Genomic DNA, 19,260 nt, shown 5'->3' with positions numbered 1-19,260 from the left:
AGGAAACAATTGTTTTTAAGTTTATTTGGGGGGATGTGACTATTGCTTACAGAAAACAAAAAAGCAAGACGGTTACGCCTTGCTTTTTCAGTAGTTTAAAAAATTAATCAATTCTCAGGAAATTACCATCCATATCAAACTCAAGGTCGGTATCATTTAAAAGTTCCACTTTGATTTTATTCTTTGTGGATTTCCAGTCGACTTTTTTAATTTTGATATTAGGATAGTTTTTCGAAGCGTAGGCCTGAATTTTTTGCGGAACTAAAGCAGTGTGTACGCCCTGGTAGTCTTTAATTTCCTTTAAATTCCCGTCGCCGTCAAATTCCGCTTCCACGCCATTATTGAGTTTAACCTCATATTCTCTGCCGGTCGCCTTTTCGTTTTTTACTTGATACTTTGCAATGGCAATATTGGGATAATGCTGTTTCAGGAAATCATGGATTTTCGACGGTAATTCCTGTGCAGCATTGCTTACGCTGGTATCAGCGTTTGCCGGTTCTGTGGTGGCGGTTGAAGCTGCCGGAGCTGTTGTGGCAGGAGCTGTGGTGGCTTGCGTGGGGTTCATATTTTCCGCCTGATACTCGGTTGTTTTCTTTTCGCAGGCGCTCAGCGTAATAAAAGCACTGGCGGCTGCAAGGGTGAAGTAGGTTTTCATAAAGTAAGTGTTTGGTTGATAATCAGCTGCTTTCTAACAAATATAGAACCATTGTGTGAATCATAATTATTTAATATTATGTATTAATTCAACAATATGGTCCTGCTTGTTTTTTTTCTTTTGAAGAATTGTTTCACCCGTAATAACTGGGTGATAAATAAGTATAGTATGATGCCGATGATCAATGTAACCGGTATAAACCAGGAGCCTAATATTTCATAATGTTGTAACGCACTGCTCGAAGTAAATCCATACTGAAAGAATTCACCATTCTTGTAAAAGAAACCAACGTTAGCCGGGAAGAAAACCTTTGCCGGAATCAGAATCATAAAAGATACGAGCATCATATACAGAATAAAAAATATAAAATAAATGGCGCCGGAGGAAATATTTAAGATGATTGCCTGAAACACATGAACAGGGTTGAAGGTAACGGCAGCTTGCTGGAGTTTCTTTTCTGCAATAATGGGTTTTAATATAATGTCTGGCTCACCCATTCGTTGTATAATATCCGACAATACGGAAAATTCTGAATTGATTTTTTTTGCTCTTTGAAAACTTTCGTAGATGTGGCTGTTAAGTTCCATCAAAATATCCTGCCGGTCTTCTTCGGGTAATCTTTTGGAAACGGCTATTATCTTGTGTACATAACGCTCATAAAGTGCTTTGGCATTCTCACTCTCAAACTGAATTTTTTTAAAGTTCATCATTATATAATTTTTTTTAAGTTACGTTCCAGGTTTTTCCAGTGTTCTGTCATCTGTGACAATGTTTCCCCACCGGTTTCTGTCAAGAAGTAGTATTTACGTGGAATTCCGGTTTTCTGTTCAACCCACTTTGAGTTCAGCAACTCGTCTGTTTTTAATCTGTTAAGCAGCGGATAGAGGGTGCCTTCGGCGATTTCAATCTGAGTATAGTCTTTCACTTTTTCAATAAGTTCGTAACCATAACATTCATCTTCCTTTAAAATAAGAAGAATTATAAAAGAAAGTGTTCCCTTCTTAAGCTGTGACTGCCACTTTTCAATAAAATCCATACTTCAAATATATAACAAAATACATAGTATAACAATGTAAGGAAATATAATTTTCATAAATGTCGATTTTAACTATACAGAGTGCTTAGTAGATAGAATAATACCTATATTTGAAGTATGCCAACAGTATATTATCTCAAAACCTGTTCAACCTGTACCCGTATTATGAGCCGTTTCGACCTCACCGGATGGGAACTGCGCGAACTGAAAAGCCAGCCTTTATCGGCAGAAGAACTGCAGGATTTATATCAACATACGCATTCCTACGAATCTTTATTCAGTAAGCGGTCTGCCCAGATTAAAGCGCGCGGACTGATCCTGAATGATCTCACGGACAGCGACTTCCGGGCATTGCTGCTCAGCCATTATTCTTTTTTGAAGCGGCCGGTATTTGTTACTGAAAATGAGATTTTCGTCGGCAACAGCCACCATACCATTGAACGGCTGGACCAGTATTTTTACCGTAAAGACAGGGATTAAAATGAAAAATATTTTTGCGCTCGTCTGCTCGTTGCTGTTCGGCCTTACCAGCGCGCAGACCCACCGTTTTATTTATGACTTTACCTATAAAGCAGATTCCACGCAGAAAGACGGCCGCACTGTGAAAATGGTTTTGGATGTTGATGGTGACAAGACACAGTTCTATGAATTCAAAGCCCTGAAAATGGATTCGCTGAACAGAACCACCTCTGATTTTTATACATATGAATTTCCCTACGAAAAATTGGTTCGCACGACCGGCAGTTCAGCAAACCGGAATTATCAGCTGAAAGGCAGCCAGTACTATACTTGGGATTCAACTGATCCGATTACGTGGAAAATAACGAACGACACTAAAGATAGAGATGGTTTCAAAGTGCAAAAAGCGGTTGCTCAATTCGGTGGACGGCAGTGGACTGCCTGGTTTACCGCCGATCTGCCATTTTCAGAAGGTCCTTATAAATTTACGGGCCTGCCCGGCTTGGTAACAGACGTGAGTGATGCTGAAAGCAATTTTGTATACGCCCTCAGTGCTGTTAAAAAACTAAAAGTTACCAATCCCGATATAGTGGAAACACTTTTCCGGCAGAATGCCTTAAAAATACCCTTCAAAAAATATCAGGAAATTCTGGTCACACATTATAATGATCCGTATAATAAGTACCGCAGCATGCAGGCCGGCAGTTGGGGAATTACGCAAAATGGCAAAACCATCAATACGGTGGAAGGCTTGAGTGAAATTACGCGAAACGAACAGGAACGCATCCGAAAAAACAACAACCCCATCGAGAAAGATAAAATGATCACCTACCCGGTGCGGTAAAGAAGGAAATTTTATGAAACTCATCCACTTTGACCATCTAATTTTAAAAAAGCAAATTCCTTATTTCATTCTATTAATAGTGGGACTACTTCCCCTGTTGTTACAGATGTTTGAATTAATTCAGTTTGAAAGTAAAACTGTCAATAAACTGACCTTTGTGCTGCCGTTTCTCATTATCACGTTTATACAGTCCAAAATTTTCTCGTACAAAAACATTGTGCAATGGAATAACAAAGGTGCCTCCATTAAAATAAATTCATTTTTCGGTACCTCAGTTAAGTTTTCCGCAGTTCATAGTTTTCAGTATAATAACGAAAAACTTATTCTCAAAATGCTGTACACCAAAAACAAAATCATCGATTTGGAAAATATCCGGGAAGCTGATATTGATAAACTTTATACAATCCTTCGACAATATTTACGAGAAGAATCTATTATTTAACTGAATTAAAATACAAAGATGAAAAACCTGTTTACCGCTATATTTTTTATTTCGTATCTCGGCCTGGCGGGCGCCGCCATTGCCACGGACAAAGCAGACTATGGCCGTAAGTGCAGCCCGACCGGAAAATGCACCGCCTGTAAAAACTGTACCGGTTGCAAGCACTGCGCAAAAGATAAAGGGAAATGCAGCGTCTGCAGATAATAACCTGTTAAATTTCCCTGTAAAAGCATTGACATTTTTTCACCAAAAATGTCAAACTTTCATTTTAAATATGTCATAATGTTCTATATGGCAGTATGTTACCTATAAAAATAGCACTGGAACATTGTTTGTGGGCATCTTAACAAATCTAACCTTAAAAATGAAATGCTATGAACGGATTAATGAAACGAAGCAATTTTTTTGATGACTTCTTCACGAAGGATTTGTTTGATTTTAACAGTAACAATTTTTCTCAGCCCAATGTAACAATTCCGTCGGTCAACGTTCAGGATCTGGAAGACCGTTATGAAATTCATGTGGCAGCGCCGGGCATGGAAAAAGAAAACTTCAGTGTAAGCTTGGATAAAAACCGGCTGACTATTTCCGGAACTGCAAAGGGCGAGCAGGACGAGCAGCATCAGCATTACACGCGACGCGAGTTTAATTACAGTTCGTTTACCCGTTCCTTTGTGTTGCCCGACACGGTGGAGCAGGACGGCATTGGAGCTGAGTATAAAAACGGCATTCTGAATATTGCCGTGCCCAAAAAATCACCGGCTTCCCAACCAATGAAGACGATCGAGATTAAATAAGCAGCTCCCGGCAGCGGAGCCAAAAAAGCCGGCGGCGGGAACATTCGTTCTCGCCGCCGGTCTTTATTCTTATGAGAAAATGTTATTTCTTATTTCGTTCCAGTACGTTATAAACACCTACCGTCACCAGTGCCCCCAGCAGATAATAGCCGGCGGTCATCCATTTCTTTTTATCGGTATTGGTGGCTTTGTTGTTCCCAAGCAGTTGCTCTGCCAGTCCCAGCGTTCCCGCCGCACCCAGCAAACCGGTACCCAAAGATTTCGTCACAATCTGCGTCGGACTCGTCGACGTAGCCAGTGTGGAAAACAACACCGCATTCGACAGAATATTTCCGCCCAAAGCAGCATTGTACACTTGGTCCTCATCGCTCAATTCCACGTCCACGGCTTCCAGTGACTCCTTCACTGCTTCTTCGCCTACCTGCTCCAGGTGTGGCGCATCGTCCATACATTTTTTAAATAACTGGTGAACACCAGTCAGCGCCAGCGCACCGGCCAGTCCCGCAATACTTCTGTTAATATAAGACATAATCGTTTATTTTAATATGCACAGCCGAGTGCGAAAATGGTGCCAGCACCACGCTGTGATGTGTTACACAAACGGCGTTTTCACCACCTTCGCCGGAACTTGTTTGTTGCGGATGGCAATAAAAATATCATCTCCCGGCTTGCTGAATTCCGTATTCACATACGCCAGACCGATGCCGATATTCTTCATCGGGCTCATGGTACCACTGGTTACGTGGCCGATTTCAGTACCGTTTTTATCCACGATTGCATAACCATGACGCGGGATCGCGCGTTCCTGCATTTCGAAGCCCACCAGCTTTTTCTTCAGGCCTTCTGCTTTTTGCTGTGCAAAACGTTCTTTGTCCACAAAATCCGTGTCCAGTTTGGTAATCCAGCCCAGGCCGGCTTCCAGTGGGGAAGTGGTATCATCAATATCGTTTCCGTAGAGGCAAAACCCTTTCTCCAGTCTCAGCGTATCACGCGCCGCCAGTCCACAAGGAATCATTCCGTATTCTGCACCGGCTTCCATCAGCGCATCCCACAGTTGTTCTGCCGCTTCATTTTTAAAATAAATCTCAAAACCGCCGCTGCCGGTATATCCGGTGTTGGAAATAATGACATCCTCTACACCGGCCACAGTTCCGGTCGTAAAATGATAATAGGGTAAATCGCTCAACTGCACCTCGGTCAGTCTCTGCAAAATAGAAGTGGCTTCCGGGCCCTGAATTGCCAGTAGCGACATTTCATCGGACACGTTGCGCAGCGTCGCGCCAAATTTCTCATTATGCTTTGTGAGGTGATTCCAGTCTTTTTCAATATTGGAAGCATTCACCACCAGGAAATATTTTTCATCTCCCATTTTATAGATGATCAGGTCATCCACAATTCCGCCCTCGCCGTTCGGCCAGCAGGTATATTGCGCCTTGCCGTCATGCAGCGTTTCGATGTTGTTCGTCCCTACATATTGCAGCAAATCCTTGGCTTCAGGCCCTTCCACATAAAACTGTCCCATGTGCGACACGTCAAACAGTCCTGCTTTTTCGCGCACCGCAAAGTGTTCCTGCGTGACACCCGCATATTGCACCGGCATTTCAAAACCGGCAAAATCTACTATTTTTGCGCCCAGCGCCTGATGCTTATCAAATAAAGCCGTCTTTTTCATATAACTTATAATTAGATTTTTCTTGTTAGGAGCAGGCAGGGTACGCCTCTTTTAAAGTACAGTCCCGCTTTCCGCTCATACTCCTCGCGCCCGCGCCTGCCCAGCTGCCTGCTGCGGGGTACCCGCTGCAATCGGGGCTATTGTGGTCGCCTCGTGCTGTACCTGCAGTTTTTTATAAATGATGTTTGTATTCGTTCAGGATAATCTTAAACCATTCGGTGAACTGTTCCGGGTGCGCCGCCATTTCACGATCCAGGTCTTCCATAGTGATAAAACGGATTTCGGAAACTTCTTCCGGATTAAGCTGGAAAGCGCCGTTATACGTTCCGGTGAACACATGATCCAGCTCGTGTTCCCAGAGATTGCCGCCCACTTCTGCTTTATAAATAAAAAAGAAACGGTGAGTGAGTTCCGCCTCAATACCCAGTTCTTCCTGTAGCCGGCGGTGCGCTGCCTCTTCATAAGTTTCACCATCGCGCGGGTGGGAGCAAACCGCATTGGTCCATTGGCCGGGTGAGTGGTATTTGCTGTCGGCGCGGCGCTGAAGCAGAAGTTCGCCGGTATCATTAAATAAAAATACCGAGAAAGCGCGGTGTAGCAGGCCGCTTTGGTGTGCCTGCATCTTATCCATCAGGCCCAGGACTTCATCCTGTTCCGAGATTAAAACAACTTGTTCTTCCATCCTTACAAAAGTAGCGTTAATTACGCGATTGCCGAAATATTATTCCGGTGCGTAAGGAGCAAACGTTGTGTTTGTTTTTCGGTTAAGGTGTTTGTTTTTCCTTCAGGATATCGCGGATCTGCATCAGCAGTTCTTCCTGGGTGGGCTGTACCGGTTTGGCCGGCTCTTCCGCTTTCTTGGCTTCGGCGCTGCGCTGCAGGCTGTGGGCACCTTTCATGAGCCAGAACAGCACCACGGCAATACACAGAAAACTGATCACCGCTGACAGGAAGTTTCCGTACGCAACGCCGTTCCAGCTCAGCTTGGCAATGTTTTCTGCGCCGGCTGCCTTCAGCGCAGGATTCAGCAGCAAAGGTGTGATGACATCTTCCACCAGCGACGAGACAATTTTGCCAAACGCTGCCCCGATAATCACACCCACCGCCAGGTCCATGACATTTCCCTTGAAGGCAAACGCCTTAAATTCATCTAAAAGTTTCATTCTGTTTATTCTTAAAAACGAGGGCTAAGATATTTATTTTAATTAAAAAAATCGCATGGTGTACGGCTGGTGAACTTCTTGTATTTTTAAACTGACCTTAAAAATAAAAAGATGAACAACCGTGCAGAAACAATAAAAGAGAACTGCTACCCGATTTACAGCGCCATTCAAATCCGCAACTGGGAGGACACTGTGATGAAGGAAACGCACTGCACTGAAATTGATTTGGTGCAACAAGCCGCAGCGGCCTTTACCGACAAATTTCTGCAGCAGTTCGGAAAAGAAAAACCTGTGCAGATGCTTTGCGGTAATGGCAACAACGGAGCAGATGGCTGGGCGATTGCTGCGCTGCTTAAAAGGGAAGGGGTAGCAGTTTCAGTTTTTGCAGATTCCGGCGCGAAACAAAGCAATGCCGCGGAATATTACCGTCAGCAATATAAAGCACATGACAACACAAATATTTATCCCCTGGAAAACTTTCCAGCGTCCTCCAATGCGTCCGCGCTGTTGATTGATGCGCTTTTTGGCCTCGGACTCAATCGGCCGTTCACCGGAATGTTTGCAGTGGTTATCAAGGCAGCAAATAATTCCACTCAATATAAAATAGCGGTCGATCTTCCGTCCGGGATGTCTGCTGATACTGTTCCTGAAAAAGAGTCAGCTATTTTCTGTGCAAATGAAACCTTTACTTTCCAGTCACTCAAGAAAACCATGCTGCAGCCGGAAACGGCGCCGCTGTACGGCAAAATTACCTTGCTGGATCTAGGATTTGAAAGAAGCCTCGCGCCGCAAACTTATTTGTTTGCTTTCAATCAGCAGGCGGCAGAAAATATATACCGGCCGCGGCCGTCTTTTTCTCACAAAGGCACTTTTGGCAAAGTGCTCATAGCTGCCGGCAGTTACGGCAAAATGGGCGCTGCCGTTCTGGCAACGCGCGCCGCGCTGCATACCGGCGCGGGCCTGACGACAACATTGGCACCTTCCTGCGGGCATGAAATCCTGCAAATATCTTGTCCCGAAGCGATGTTTACTGCCGGCGGTGAAAAACATCTCACTACCATTGAGCCAGGGGAGGAACTGACCGTTGCCGTCGGGCCCGGTATTGGCACAGAACCCGAAACGGCAAAAGCACTGGAGAAATTTCTAAAAGGATGGAAAAAGCCCTGCGTGCTCGATGCAGATGCTTTAAATTTAATTGCAAAAGAACCGGAGCTTCTTAACTACATCCCTGCCCAAAGCATTCTGACGCCGCATCCGAAGGAATTTGAACGGCTATTTAGCCCGACAGAAAATTCAATGGAGCAGCAAAAACTGGCTTCCGAAAAAGCGGCGGAACATCAGTTAATCATTATTCTCAAGGGACATCGCACACAGGTTATTCTGCCGGATGGTACTGTTTGTTATAACACGACTGGCAATGCCGGCATGGCAAAAGGCGGAAGCGGTGATGTGCTGACCGGAATGCTCGTTTCTTTACTGGCACAAAATTATTCGCCGGCAGAAACTGCTTTGTTCGGTGTCTGGTTGCATGGCGCTGCCGGCGACGTTGCAGCTGCCCGTTATTCTCAGGAAGCCATGCTGCCCGGAAATCTGATCGATTCGATAGGAGAAGTATTCCGGCAGCTTGCAAAGAAAAAATCCACCTTGTGAGAAGTGGATTATACTATTATTAATTATTCCGGTTTTTCGTTTTCTGCTTCGGTAATCGTCCGGTTTTTAGAGGTGTACATGATCACAAAGCCGGCCAGCATAAACGGAATCGAAAGTACCTGTCCGGTGTTCAGGCCGCCCAGCTGAATAAACTCATCGCCTTGCGGTTCTTTCAGGAATTCCACAAAGAAACGTACTGCCCAAAGGATGATGAAGAATAAACCAAACAGCCAGCCTTGCTGGTATTTTTTGCGTGTGTACCGGTAAAGGATCCAAAGCAAAATAAAGAGCAGAAAATAGCCGGTCGCTTCAAATAACTGGGTGGGATATCGCGGCACGATAGCGCCGTATTCCGAACTTTGTTGCGGAAAGAGAATGGCAAAAGGTGAGTCCGCCGGTGCCGGTTTCCCGATAATTTCGGAATTGAAAAAGTTTCCCATCCGCACAAAAGCACCGCCCAGCGCCACCGGAATTCCGATGCGGTCGTACACCCAGAACGGATTTTTGCGGATAATTTTATAAGCGTAATAAAGTGTCGTGAAAATTAAAGCAATGGTTGCTCCGTGGCTTGCAAGTCCCATAAATCCGGTAAACTCCAAAGTAGGCTTGGTCCGGATAGGCAGAAAGACAGACCAGAAATCTTCCTTAAAAAGTTCCGGCTGATAAAAAATCACATGTCCCAGCCGGGCTCCCAGAATGGTTCCGATTAATGTCCAGGTAAAAAGCGGCTCTACATATTTTTCATTTACATTGTCGATTTTGTAAATTTTGGTCATCAGCATATAACCCAACCCGAACGCCAGAATGAACATCAGACTGTAATAGTGAAGTGTGATCGGCCCCAGAGGTATGCCGGTAGACGGGTCCCAGGTAGTGTAGAGCAATGTGAGCATATAATAGTTTCTTTTATTAAAATTTAGGAATGATTACATTTTTTTCGGTGGAACCGGGTCGTACCCTTCGCCGCCCCATGGATGGCAGCGTGCAATACGTTTGGTTCCCAGCCAGAGTCCTTTGATGAGGCCGTGGCGCTGCAGCGCGGTCACCATATACTGCGAACAAGTGGGTTCGTAGCGGCAGCTTTTCGGCAGCAGTGGCGAAATCGCGCCCTGGTAGAACCGCACCAGCAGAATCAGCGGGAATGTGAGAATCCTGTTCAGCATAGGTGCAAAAGTAACCAAATAGTTGCAAATCTTCCGGCAAGGCGGCATAAATTTAGAATTCCTGAGAGTTCACTTACCTTTGTACTTTAGACTATCAGAATGCAGAATAGCAATACGCCTTTGGCAGAAATCCTGCGCCCGAAAACGCTCGACCAGGTGGTAGGCCAGCAGCATCTCACCGGCCCGAATGGCCCGATCCGGAAAATGCTGCAAAACGACACCCTGAATTCGCTGATTTTCTGGGGGCCGCCCGGTACCGGAAAAACCACATTGGCTGAAATTATCTCCGAAACTTCAGGCAGACGGTTTTATAAGTTATCCGCCGTTTCCAGCGGCGTGAAAGATGTGCGGGAAGTCATCGAGGATGCGAAGAAACAGCACTTATTTTCTGGAAAATCACCGATTCTTTTTATTGATGAAATTCACCGTTTTAATAAATCGCAACAGGATTCGCTATTGCACGCGGTGGAAAAAGGCTGGGTAATTCTGATGGGCGCCACTACCGAAAATCCGAGTTTTGAGATTGTGTCCGCCTTATTGTCCCGTTCGCAGGTTTATATTTTAAAAGCGCTGGACTACACGCAACTGGAAGAATTGCTGACCACGGCTTTAGAAAAATACAATCAGCTGCACTGCTCGCAATTCACGATTACCGAACATGAAGCGCTGATTCAGTATTCCGGCGGGGATGCGCGTAAACTCATCAATGCCGTAGAGAATGTGCTGAACCAATATCTGAACACCAAAACCCAGCAAATTGGTAATGAAGAAGTGCTGGAGGTGCTGCAGGAGAATATGGCGCTTTATGACAAAAACGGCGAGCAGCATTATGACATTATTTCGGCTTTTATTAAGTCCATTCGCGGTTCCGATCCAAATGCTGCAGTGTACTGGCTGGCACGGATGCTGGCCGGCGGTGAGGATATTAAATTTATTGCGCGGCGGCTCGTGATTCTCGCTTCCGAAGATATTGGTTTGGCCAATCCAAATGGCCTGATGATGGCCAACGCCTGTTTCCAGGCGGTAAACGTGATCGGTAATCCCGAAGCGCGCATTATCCTGAGCGAAACAGCAGTCTATCTTGCCGTGTCACCCAAGAGCAATTCCACCTACACAGCCATCAACGAAGCTTTGGCTTTCGTGAAAAAAACCGGAAACCTGCCCGTGCCTTTGCACCTGCGCAATGCGCCTACCAAACTGATGAAAGATTTGGATTACGGCAAAAACTACGGTTATGCACACGCGCACGAAGGCAATTTCGTGGATCAGGAATTTCTGCCGGAAGAAGTCAGCGGTACCCGTTTCTACACACCGGGCCGCAACTCCACCGAAGACAAGATCGCGAAACAGCTGGAGGAAAAGTGGAAGGGGAAGTATAAATGATACATTTATTTTACAATGTTTTTAGGCTTCTTAAAAGCAACGAATATATTTTACAAAAGCTGTATTGATGATTACAGATGAACTCAAAAATATGGCCGGTAAAACAGTAACCTTTGCAAGAAACTATTACCTGAAAACCGGAGGAACAGCAGATGGAAACTTGTATTACATTATAAAAGGTAGTCTGCGGATGTACATCGTCAATGACAATATAGAAAGGACCGTGCGTTTTGCATATGACGATAATATTCTCGTTGCGTTGGATTCCTTTCTGACCGGCAGGCCTTCTGATTTATATATTCAAGCCTTAAAGAAAACTGCAGTTAAGATTATCACAAAGGAAGATCTTTTACAAAAGCTAAAGGATCCAACCTTCCGTGAAAAATGGATCCTACTACTTGAGGAACTCGCACTGCAGCAATTTGAACGGGAGATGGATTTACTTAAAGATAACCCTGCAGAGCGTTACAAAAGCGTACTTGACCGAAGTCCACAGTTGTTTCAACATATACCTTTAAAATATATAGCTAATTACATAGGTGTAACAGCAGAAACATTGTCACGGCTTCGGAAATCTTGACTGTAATCAAGAATTATTTCATACATCAGCTGTAGATTGCAAAAAAATATCATCCCTATGAAAACAGTGGCTTGCCTTTATGAATTGCAGCAAACAGTAAATGAAATAACAGAAAGCATACAACGGCTTCAGACTTACCCTGAGGATATTTTATGCAAAAGGAAAACTGCTGGTAGTTGGAATGTTTTGGAATGTTTAAAGCATTTAACACTTTATGCAGAACATTATTTGCCAGAAATTGAAAGTGCATTAGAGCAGTCAACAGATCCTGCTGACGATTTTTTAAAGTCAGGGCTGCTTGGCAGGTATTTTATTAAAATGATATTATCGGACAGAAAAATGAAACCGATGAAAACACTTGCTCAAATGGATCCGCTTAATTACACAGTGAACAAGGATATAATCCATACCTTTCTTCTGCAGCAGTATTCTTTGCAGAAAATTTTAAAACTTGCGGAGGATAAGAATTTAAATAGGATTAAAATTACCACGTCTTTTTCAAGCCTGATAAGATTGCGGTTGGGCGATTTCCTGCAGTTTTATGTATATCATATGAAACGGCATATTGGGCAAATCGAAGAAATTCTGGCGGATTAAAGGTTGCGAGCGCTGATATTTGCAGATCTTTCTGTACAATAATTTAGATTTTAAAATTAAATTTAAAGTACGGTTAAATTATTACATTTAGCTTTATACATTTAAGGGAAAATTTCACGGAAAATATTCTTTCATGCGCAAGATTATATTTATTGCCTTCTGTTCAGCGATTGTGTTAGTGCTGGTTGCAGTAGTATGCTATCCAACAATTCGCACTTATATTGCACAGAATGAATGTCTCGACAAAGGTTGCAGTTGGAACGAAAAAACAAGTAATTGCAACTGCGAGATAGAACAAAAAAAGCTAAAAGCATTTACTAACAAGATAGCGCCAGTCCGGCGAATTTTAGTAGAAGAAAAATCGGATACCGCGCGAAGAAACGAAAGCAGAGCTGACCATAATTTAAATATAAGCAAAAAAATCGTACCGGTTAACAATTCTTTACTCTTCAAAATATGGACCGCAGATCCTCAGGCGCCACATGCTGATTTTGTTATAAAACCTCATGAGTTTTATGTAGTCGACTTTGACGGAAACGGTTCCCGTAAATATAAAGTGGATGGCAATCAGCTTTCTGTCTTCTATGACAGCCACGTTCAAAAGGGAAGCATTCTGTCGCTAACACATCAGCAGCTGGTTATTTTATGGGAGGGAGCTGCAGAGCCTGTTACCTACACGGAATGGAAAAATTAGAGGTTGGTTTACACAGGATATGGTGACGCTGAAAACCGTATGTGACGAAAGCGTAAACAAAACATTTTTCCGAAAAATCATAAATAAAACAAAATAACAGACACTTCTCTATTTCAAAGCGCGTTCAACTTCCTCAATAAATGCCGCCCGTCTTGCTGAAAGTTCCTTCGAGCCGGCTGCCGGCCAGGCTGCATTCTGGGCAATCACTACCTTGGTGGCCGGATTGATGTAAATCATCTGCCCGAAAATTCCAAATGCGGCATAACTTCCGTTCGGGAAACGCCACCACAAATACCCGTAACCACTACCGTCTTTTCCGGTCGGAATTAAAAGCGAAGTGGCATTTTGCAGGTATTCATCAGCCAGGAAGGGGTGATGTCCGTTCGTATCGCGATAGAGCATCGCTTCGCCCAGGCGCGCAAAATCCCGCAAGGTAGCTGAAAGGCCGCTGCCACCGATATTCTGTCCGCTGCATTCGTCGGCGAGCCAGTACGCACTGTGTTCCATGCCCCACGGCTGCCAGATCTTTTCGGATAAATAGGCCGCCAGGTTTTTACCGGTCGCTTCCTGAATCAGAATGCCCAGCAAATCAGTTTCGCCGGTACTGTAATTAAATGCACTGCCGGCCGGCTGCGCAGATTTTAGTTTTTTCATATAACTGATAATGTGCGCTTCCTTTCCGTGGCACGGCTCGCGGTACATTTGAGCCACATCGGAATGCGCATCAGCGTAATCTTCATTCCACGCAATGCCGGAGGTCATGGTGAGCAGCTGGCGAACGGTTACTTTTCCGTAATCTTCGTTTACAAAGGCTTTAATGTACTTTTCCAGCGGATCATCCATATTTTGAATAGAGCCATCTTTGAGCGCTGCACCCAATAGCATCGAGGTGACTGATTTTGCCACAGAGAAGGACGTCCACTTTGTACTTTGGTCCGCGTTCGGGCCATATTTCTCCAGCCGTATTTTTCCGTTCTTTAAAACAACGACTCCTGCAATATGATTTTCTTTAAAGTATGTGTCTAATTTATCACCGCCCATTGTCTTTTCAAGTGAAACTCCCTTGGACAAGGGTTTTGTTGTTTTGCCGGTCGGTACTTCAAAGCTTGGAAAAATGGTGTGCATCTGCGGAAAGCGATCGTTTTTTTCCGGTTGTGTCCAGAACAGCAGGCTTTCCATTTTCTGTCCCATCGTCTGACCGGGAATGGTTTGCCGTTCCCGTGCCGCATTAAATTTGGCTGCGCCAGGCTGTTGCGCGCGGAAACAAACGGCTGTAACAAGTATAAAAAATAAAGTTCTGGTGAACGTCATATTTATCATTTAAGGTAAGGAAAATTCAAATTAAAAGAAGCAAAAATACAGTTTTATAAATCTTTGCAGCGCACAGAATCCGGTTCCGAAATGTATTTGCGAACAGCCGGCTATGGTCTGGCGCAGCATTGTGTACTGATTTCTTACCTTTGTCTCTACACTTACATTTCAATTTATGAATATTTTGCTGGCTTCTACTTCCACACTCTACGGTGGGAAATATCTGGACTATTTGCGCGATGAACTTCCGGTTTTATTTCGCGGCGTTTCTGAAATTTTATTCGTTCCTTTTGCCCGTCCGGGCGGGATTTCTCACGAAGCGTACACGGAAAAGGCGGGAAGCTTTTTCGCAGAGCTGGGCCTCTCTGTGCGCGGTCTGCATGAATTCGAAGATATGGCGGCCGCCATCACCAATGCGGAAGCTTATTTTACCGGTGGTGGAAATACCTTTCTGCTCGTCCGCACTTTGCATGAACATGGTTTGATGAATGTGCTGGCAGATGAAGTAAAGAGGGGAAAACCATACCTGGGCACCAGCGCAGGTTCCAATATTGGCGGGCTGAATATGAAAACGACCAATGATATGCCGATTGTATATCCGCCAAGTTTTGACTGTATGGGCTTGGTTCCGTTTAACCTGAATCCGCATTACCTGGACCCGAATCCGGATCTGCAGCACAATGGCGAAACCCGCGAAACCCGCATTCTGGAATTTTTAACGCAAAACGATACAAAAGTGGTCGGGTTGCGGGAAGGAAACTGGATCCGCCGCGAAGGAAATCACATGACGGTGCAGGGCAGCGAAAGCACCCGGATTTTTGAGCGCAATAAAGAACCGTATGAAATCGAACCAGGAAGTGTATTGAGTTAGTTACTGATTTTCGAAGTAAGGTTTCATTAACTCTAATAAAAACTCAGGGCAACGCGTCACTTTTCCGGTCACCGCATCGAGGAAAAAGAGGGTTGTGCTGGCTTCGGTAATTTTGATTCCCTCGGGATTATACACTTCGTATTCAAATAAAATTTTGACACCGGGCAGGGTGCGGATGGTGGTATGAATCTGCAGCTCCTGATCATAAAAAGCCGGCTTCAGATATTTGATTTTATAGTCCGCCACGGGCAGCCAGATGCCGCGCTCTTCGATCTCCGCATAGGACATTCCGAGGGTGCGGAACAGCTCCACACGGGCCACCTCAAAGTAGGTTGCATAGTTGCCGTAATACACATATTTCATGGAATCGGTTTCGCTGTAACGTACTCGTATTGAGTGTTTTGTGTGAATCATAGGCGGTTGTATATAATCATACAAATATATTTTGAAATAACCAATACCGCAAAAACTTTTTTTTAAGGATATAAAAGCTCATATTTGTCTTCCCGTGAAATTTAACGAAAGAAGGACTAATTGCAGCAGAAAATGGATGATAATTTAACTTTGATTTGGGGACGGTGTCTGCAGTTTATGAGAGACAATCTCAATGCTGCGGAAGACAGTTCGGACCTGAAAAAACTTGAAAATTCCTTTGATTTATTATTTGACAATGTGCAGCCCGTGTCATTGGTCAATAATAATCTTACGCTGCTGGTTCCCAGTGATTTTTATAAAGAATATATTGAGGATAATTATCTTTCGTTGCTGTCCGCTGCGCTGAAAAAGAACATCGGTCGTGGCGTAAAACTGTGGTACAGTGTCATGGAAAATAAACCGGCCGCCCAGGAAAAGCAGGTCACCATGAACATGAAGGGGAAGAGCGTAGCCACACCACGCGTGCAGGAAACCATTCCGCCGCAGTTCGCCACCAATGTTGTCAATCCTTTTACCGCGCCGGAACCTAAGAAAGTTACCATTGATTCCAACTTGAAAGCTGATTTTTCTTTCGACAGTTATGTGGAAGGCGAGAGCAATAGTTTTGCGGCAAAGGTAGCACGCTCGATCGCCAAGCGTCCGGGTGCTACGGCTTTTAACCCCTTGTTTTTATACGGTGGGTATGGTGTCGGAAAAACCCACCTGGGACATGCCGTAGGTCTGGAAGTGAAAAACTCTTTTCCCGATAAAGTTGTTTTATATCTTTCGTCCGAAAAATTTATTCAGCAGTTCGTTGCTGCCGCCAAAGCGCATAAGCAAACAGAATTTGCCAATTTTTACCAAATGGTGGATGTGCTGATTATCGATGATATTCAGTTCCTCTCCGGTAAAAAATCTACCCAGGACAGTTTCTTCCACATTTTTGATTACCTGCACCAGAACGGAAAGCAGATTATCCTGACTTCTGATAAAGCGCCGGTGGACATCCTGGATATTCAGGACCGGATTGTTTCCCGCTTTAAATGGGGTTTAAGTGCCGAAATTAAATCGCCGGACTTCGAGACGCGACGTAAAATTATTGTCGATAAATTAAGCCGCGACGGAATTGAACTGACCGAAGATATGCTGGATTTTCTGGCCTCGGAAGTGAAGACCAACGTGCGCGAACTCATCGGTGTGATCAATTCGGTGATTGCCTATTCCACGATTTACAAATCGGATTTGTCGCTGGAACTGCTGAAGGAGACGATTAATAAAATTGCCTCTAATCAGAAGAAGGTGATCAATATTCCGTACATTCAGGAAGTCGTTTGCGAATATTTTGGCATCCAGCGCGAGCAGTTGCTGTCTAAAACGCGCAAACGTGAAATCGCTTTGCCGCGTCAGCTGGCCATGTATTTTGCAAAAGAATACACCAATGCGACCTATAATAAAATCGGTGAAGAAATGGGCGGTAAAGACCACTCTACGGTGATGTACGCCTGCGACACGATTAAGGATGTTTCCAAGATTGATAAAGAGGTCAAGAAATATGTGAAAGACCTCACCGAAAGAATTAAACAATAATGAAATAAACATAAAAGGAACGGTGCGGTTCCTTTTTTTATATAAAAAAACGACTATGAAGATACTGATGGTTTGTTTAGGCAATATTTGCCGCAGTCCGCTGGCAGAGGGAATCCTGCAATCAAAACTACCGGAAGGGTACACCGTGGATTCTGCCGGCACAATTGATATGCACCAGGGGCAGGTCCCTGACCACCGTTCCATTAAAGTAGCAGACCAGTTCGGCCTGGACATTTCCGCGCAGCAGTCGCGGCCGTTTACGGTAGAAGATTTTGATGCGTATGACCGTATTTACTGCATGGACCGCAGCAACCTGAATGATGTCTTAAAATTAGCACGTAATGAAGAAGACCGCCGAAAAGTGGAATTAATTTTACCCGACGCAGAAGTGCCGGATCCGTATTGGGGCGAACATGCTGACTTCGAAGATGTGTACAAACTACTGGATGACGCGTCCAAAAAAATAGCAGCTGAACTGCTGCAATCATAAGTTCTGCCCATGTTGTTTCTGATTCCTGCCTACCTTTCCGAAAAGTCGCCGCTCACCCATTTTGCGCCGGTCATCCAAGAGTATATCATGAAGACCGATTATTTTTTCGTGGAAAATGAAAAAACCTCGCGGCGTGTCATCAAATTTTTCGCGCCGGAGAAGAAACAGCCGGACCTGAAATTATTTCTGCTCAATAAGCATTCGGCGGCAGAAGACCTGCATGAAGCCAGAGAGCTGATGAAGAAAGGACAGGATTTCGGACTGCTTTCCGAGGCGGGCCTGCCATGTATTGCAGATCCGGGAAATATCATGGTGAAGTGGTGCCATGAGCAAAACATCCGCGTGGTGCCGGTTAACGGGCCTTCATCGATTATTCTGGCGCTGATTTCGAGCGGATTTAATGGCCAGCAGTTTACTTTTCACGGATATCTGCCGATTGATAAAGCCGAGAAAAAAGCTAAAATCCAATGGCTGGAAGCGCAGGTACAAAAGACAGGTTATACGCAGATTTTTATGGAAACCCCTTACCGAAACCTCCAGCTGTTGGAAGATTTGTGCAAAATCTTATCACCCAAAACGCAGTTGTGCATCGCAGCAGATATTAATAATCCCGGAGGAGAATACATCCGTACCTTACCGATAAAACTGTGGCAAAAAGAAAAGCCGGATTTGCATAAGGTTCCGGTGGTGTTTGTGTTGGGAAATTAGAGCTAAACGGCCGTTGGATTTATCTGTAGTTGTCCGCCAATTGCTTTTAACACTTTCATGATGGTCGTAAACTGAGGCTTTGCGTCTTCGGACAATGCTTTATAAAGGCTTGGCCGGCTCAGTCCTGTTTCCTCGGCAATCTTGGTCATTCCTATAGCTTTTGCAACATTTCCAATGGCCACAATAATATCTTTATCTGTGCCTTCTTCCAGGACCGTATTAAGGTATTCTGCAATCATTTCCTGACTGTCGAGGTAATCTGTAATATCAAATGTTGTCGTATTCATTTTCTGTTTGCTTTTAAAGTATTCCAGATTTTTAGTGCTTTTTCAATATCTTTTTCCTGCGTGGATTTATCACCGCCTGTGAGGAGTATTATGATCTTTCCACTTTTTTCAACAAAGTATATTCTATATCCTTTCGCATAATTTATTCTTAATTCTTTGATGCCTTCCCGGATATTTTTATAATCACCAAAATGCTCATCCTCAGCTAACTTCTGAAGCCGGAACAAAATTTTTGCTTTTGCTTTCAGATCTTTAAGCCTGCGAAACCACTTGTCGAATTCAGCTGTCTTTTCAATTTGAAACATCTCGAAATGTATTCACCTGGATACAAATTTATACAAACTTATCTTAAAAAACCAGCTGAACATGTAGTGAAGTTCCAGAAATGGTTGTGTTAAAAGTATTATTAAAAAACGCGCGGCCGTCAGGCCGCGCGTTTCATCTTTTATTTTAAATT

General features: G+C 44.2%; 27 protein-coding genes. 14 read left to right on the top strand and 13 right to left on the bottom strand.

What is annotated here, in order from left to right:
• Positions 1–103: 103 nt before the first annotated feature.
• The 3 genes from MVI27_RS02000 to MVI27_RS01990 all read right to left on the bottom strand — a co-directional run bounded on the left by MVI27_RS02000 (position 104) and on the right by MVI27_RS01990 (position 1,691).
• Complete coding sequence (locus MVI27_RS02000; protein ID WP_246959013.1) at positions 104–655, bottom strand: PepSY-like domain-containing protein; 552 nt, start codon at positions 653–655, stop codon at positions 104–106.
• Positions 656–738: 83 nt separating this feature from the next.
• The gene (locus MVI27_RS01995) at positions 739–1,365 is read right to left on the bottom strand and encodes an HAAS signaling domain-containing protein (protein ID WP_246959012.1); all 627 of its coding nucleotides are present in this window, start codon (positions 1,363–1,365) and stop codon (positions 739–741) included.
• Complete coding sequence (locus MVI27_RS01990; protein WP_246959011.1) at positions 1,365–1,691, bottom strand: PadR family transcriptional regulator; 327 nt, start codon at positions 1,689–1,691, stop codon at positions 1,365–1,367. Before MVI27_RS01990 ends, MVI27_RS01995 begins: the two co-directional genes overlap by 1 nt.
• A gap of 117 nt (positions 1,692–1,808) precedes the next feature.
• Between MVI27_RS01990 and MVI27_RS01985 the strand changes: the two genes are divergently transcribed.
• The 5 genes from MVI27_RS01985 (at position 1,809) to MVI27_RS01965 (ending at position 4,233) form a co-directional block, all read left to right on the top strand.
• Entirely contained in the window at positions 1,809–2,171 is a 363-nt protein-coding gene (locus MVI27_RS01985; RefSeq protein WP_246959010.1) for an arsenate reductase family protein, read from the top strand.
• 1 nt (position 2,172) lies between these two features.
• Positions 2,173–2,994 carry a GLPGLI family protein gene (locus MVI27_RS01980; RefSeq protein ID WP_246959009.1) on the top strand — a complete coding sequence of 274 codons (822 nt, stop codon included), beginning with the start codon at positions 2,173–2,175 and terminating at the stop codon, positions 2,992–2,994.
• Positions 2,995–3,007: 13 nt separating this feature from the next.
• A complete protein-coding gene (locus tag MVI27_RS01975) occupies positions 3,008–3,436 on the top strand; it encodes a hypothetical protein (protein WP_246959008.1) in 429 nt (142 codons plus the stop codon).
• Between the two features lie 18 nt (positions 3,437–3,454).
• Positions 3,455–3,640: a hypothetical protein gene (locus tag MVI27_RS01970; protein WP_246959007.1), complete on the top strand. Its 186-nt coding sequence runs from the start codon at positions 3,455–3,457 to the stop codon at positions 3,638–3,640.
• A 170-nt stretch (positions 3,641–3,810) separates the two neighbouring features.
• Positions 3,811–4,233, top strand: coding sequence for an Hsp20/alpha crystallin family protein (locus MVI27_RS01965; RefSeq protein WP_246959006.1), 423 nt, complete (start codon positions 3,811–3,813; stop codon positions 4,231–4,233).
• An 82-nt stretch (positions 4,234–4,315) separates the two neighbouring features.
• Here the strand turns inward: MVI27_RS01965 and MVI27_RS01960 are convergent, their stop codons facing one another.
• From MVI27_RS01960 to mscL, 4 genes are all read right to left on the bottom strand, one after another.
• Entirely contained in the window at positions 4,316–4,762 is a 447-nt protein-coding gene (locus tag MVI27_RS01960) for a hypothetical protein (RefSeq protein ID WP_246959005.1), read from the bottom strand.
• 63 nt (positions 4,763–4,825) lie between these two features.
• Entirely contained in the window at positions 4,826–5,905 is a 1,080-nt protein-coding gene (gene gcvT, locus MVI27_RS01955) for a glycine cleavage system aminomethyltransferase GcvT (protein WP_246959004.1), read from the bottom strand.
• 172 nt (positions 5,906–6,077) lie between these two features.
• On the bottom strand, positions 6,078–6,587 hold the full coding sequence (gene idi, locus MVI27_RS01950) for an isopentenyl-diphosphate Delta-isomerase (RefSeq protein ID WP_246959003.1): 510 nt from the start codon (positions 6,585–6,587) through the stop codon (positions 6,078–6,080).
• Between the two features lie 82 nt (positions 6,588–6,669).
• Positions 6,670–7,068: a large conductance mechanosensitive channel protein MscL gene (gene mscL, locus MVI27_RS01945; RefSeq protein ID WP_246959002.1), complete on the bottom strand. Its 399-nt coding sequence runs from the start codon at positions 7,066–7,068 to the stop codon at positions 6,670–6,672.
• A 111-nt stretch (positions 7,069–7,179) separates the two neighbouring features.
• Here mscL and MVI27_RS01940 point away from each other — a divergent pair, with 111 nt between their 5' ends.
• Positions 7,180–8,718, top strand: a complete 1,539-nt coding sequence (locus MVI27_RS01940) for an NAD(P)H-hydrate dehydratase (protein WP_246959001.1) — start codon at positions 7,180–7,182, stop codon at positions 8,716–8,718.
• A 23-nt stretch (positions 8,719–8,741) separates the two neighbouring features.
• Here MVI27_RS01940 and lgt read toward each other — a convergent pair whose 3' ends face one another.
• Positions 8,742–9,611, bottom strand: a complete 870-nt coding sequence (gene lgt / locus MVI27_RS01935) for a prolipoprotein diacylglyceryl transferase (RefSeq protein WP_246959000.1) — start codon at positions 9,609–9,611, stop codon at positions 8,742–8,744.
• A 33-nt stretch (positions 9,612–9,644) separates the two neighbouring features.
• The gene (gene yidD, locus MVI27_RS01930; RefSeq protein WP_246958999.1) at positions 9,645–9,881 is read right to left on the bottom strand and encodes a membrane protein insertion efficiency factor YidD; all 237 of its coding nucleotides are present in this window, start codon (positions 9,879–9,881) and stop codon (positions 9,645–9,647) included.
• Between the two features lie 99 nt (positions 9,882–9,980).
• Here yidD and MVI27_RS01925 point away from each other — a divergent pair, with 99 nt between their 5' ends.
• The 4 genes from MVI27_RS01925 (at position 9,981) to MVI27_RS01910 (ending at position 13,135) form a co-directional block, all read left to right on the top strand.
• A complete protein-coding gene (locus MVI27_RS01925) occupies positions 9,981–11,264 on the top strand; it encodes a replication-associated recombination protein A (RefSeq protein ID WP_246958998.1) in 1,284 nt (427 codons plus the stop codon).
• A 67-nt stretch (positions 11,265–11,331) separates the two neighbouring features.
• Complete coding sequence (locus MVI27_RS01920) at positions 11,332–11,844, top strand: Crp/Fnr family transcriptional regulator (RefSeq protein ID WP_246958997.1); 513 nt, start codon at positions 11,332–11,334, stop codon at positions 11,842–11,844.
• A gap of 57 nt (positions 11,845–11,901) precedes the next feature.
• Complete coding sequence (locus MVI27_RS01915) at positions 11,902–12,441, top strand: DinB family protein (RefSeq protein WP_246958996.1); 540 nt, start codon at positions 11,902–11,904, stop codon at positions 12,439–12,441.
• Between the two features lie 133 nt (positions 12,442–12,574).
• On the top strand, positions 12,575–13,135 hold the full coding sequence (locus MVI27_RS01910; protein ID WP_246958995.1) for a hypothetical protein: 561 nt from the start codon (positions 12,575–12,577) through the stop codon (positions 13,133–13,135).
• A 108-nt stretch (positions 13,136–13,243) separates the two neighbouring features.
• Here the strand turns inward: MVI27_RS01910 and MVI27_RS01905 are convergent, their stop codons facing one another.
• Positions 13,244–14,446: a serine hydrolase domain-containing protein gene (locus tag MVI27_RS01905; RefSeq protein ID WP_246958994.1), complete on the bottom strand. Its 1,203-nt coding sequence runs from the start codon at positions 14,444–14,446 to the stop codon at positions 13,244–13,246.
• Between the two features lie 175 nt (positions 14,447–14,621).
• Here MVI27_RS01905 and pepE point away from each other — a divergent pair, with 175 nt between their 5' ends.
• Complete coding sequence (pepE, locus tag MVI27_RS01900; protein WP_246958993.1) at positions 14,622–15,317, top strand: dipeptidase PepE; 696 nt, start codon at positions 14,622–14,624, stop codon at positions 15,315–15,317.
• Here the strand turns inward: pepE and MVI27_RS01895 are convergent, their stop codons facing one another.
• A complete protein-coding gene (locus MVI27_RS01895; RefSeq protein WP_246958992.1) occupies positions 15,318–15,731 on the bottom strand; it encodes an acyl-CoA thioesterase in 414 nt (137 codons plus the stop codon).
• A gap of 132 nt (positions 15,732–15,863) precedes the next feature.
• Between MVI27_RS01895 and dnaA the strand changes: the two genes are divergently transcribed.
• From dnaA to MVI27_RS01880, 3 genes are read left to right on the top strand one after another with little or no spacing between them, the layout of a single operon-like run.
• The gene (dnaA, locus tag MVI27_RS01890) at positions 15,864–17,318 is read left to right on the top strand and encodes a chromosomal replication initiator protein DnaA (RefSeq protein WP_246958991.1); all 1,455 of its coding nucleotides are present in this window, start codon (positions 15,864–15,866) and stop codon (positions 17,316–17,318) included.
• Positions 17,319–17,373: 55 nt separating this feature from the next.
• Positions 17,374–17,808: a low molecular weight protein-tyrosine-phosphatase gene (locus tag MVI27_RS01885; protein WP_246958990.1), complete on the top strand. Its 435-nt coding sequence runs from the start codon at positions 17,374–17,376 to the stop codon at positions 17,806–17,808.
• Positions 17,809–17,817: 9 nt separating this feature from the next.
• Positions 17,818–18,516: an SAM-dependent methyltransferase gene (locus MVI27_RS01880; protein WP_246958989.1), complete on the top strand. Its 699-nt coding sequence runs from the start codon at positions 17,818–17,820 to the stop codon at positions 18,514–18,516.
• 2 nt (positions 18,517–18,518) lie between these two features.
• On the opposite strand, the gene MVI27_RS01875 is transcribed toward MVI27_RS01880, so the two are convergent.
• Entirely contained in the window at positions 18,519–18,803 is a 285-nt protein-coding gene (locus MVI27_RS01875; protein WP_246958988.1) for an addiction module antidote protein, read from the bottom strand.
• The gene (locus MVI27_RS01870; protein WP_246958987.1) at positions 18,800–19,108 is read right to left on the bottom strand and encodes a type II toxin-antitoxin system RelE/ParE family toxin; all 309 of its coding nucleotides are present in this window, start codon (positions 19,106–19,108) and stop codon (positions 18,800–18,802) included. The genes MVI27_RS01875 and MVI27_RS01870 overlap by 4 nt, the downstream gene beginning before the upstream one ends.
• Positions 19,109–19,260: the final 152 nt, after the last annotated feature.

This window comes from Chryseobacterium salipaludis (assembly GCF_022968825.1).
In the GTDB taxonomy this organism is placed as follows: Bacteria; Bacteroidota; Bacteroidia; order Flavobacteriales; family Weeksellaceae; genus Kaistella; species Kaistella salipaludis.
Note: the sequence above shows the minus strand (reverse complement) of the source record. Positions and strands in the feature narration are given on the sequence as shown.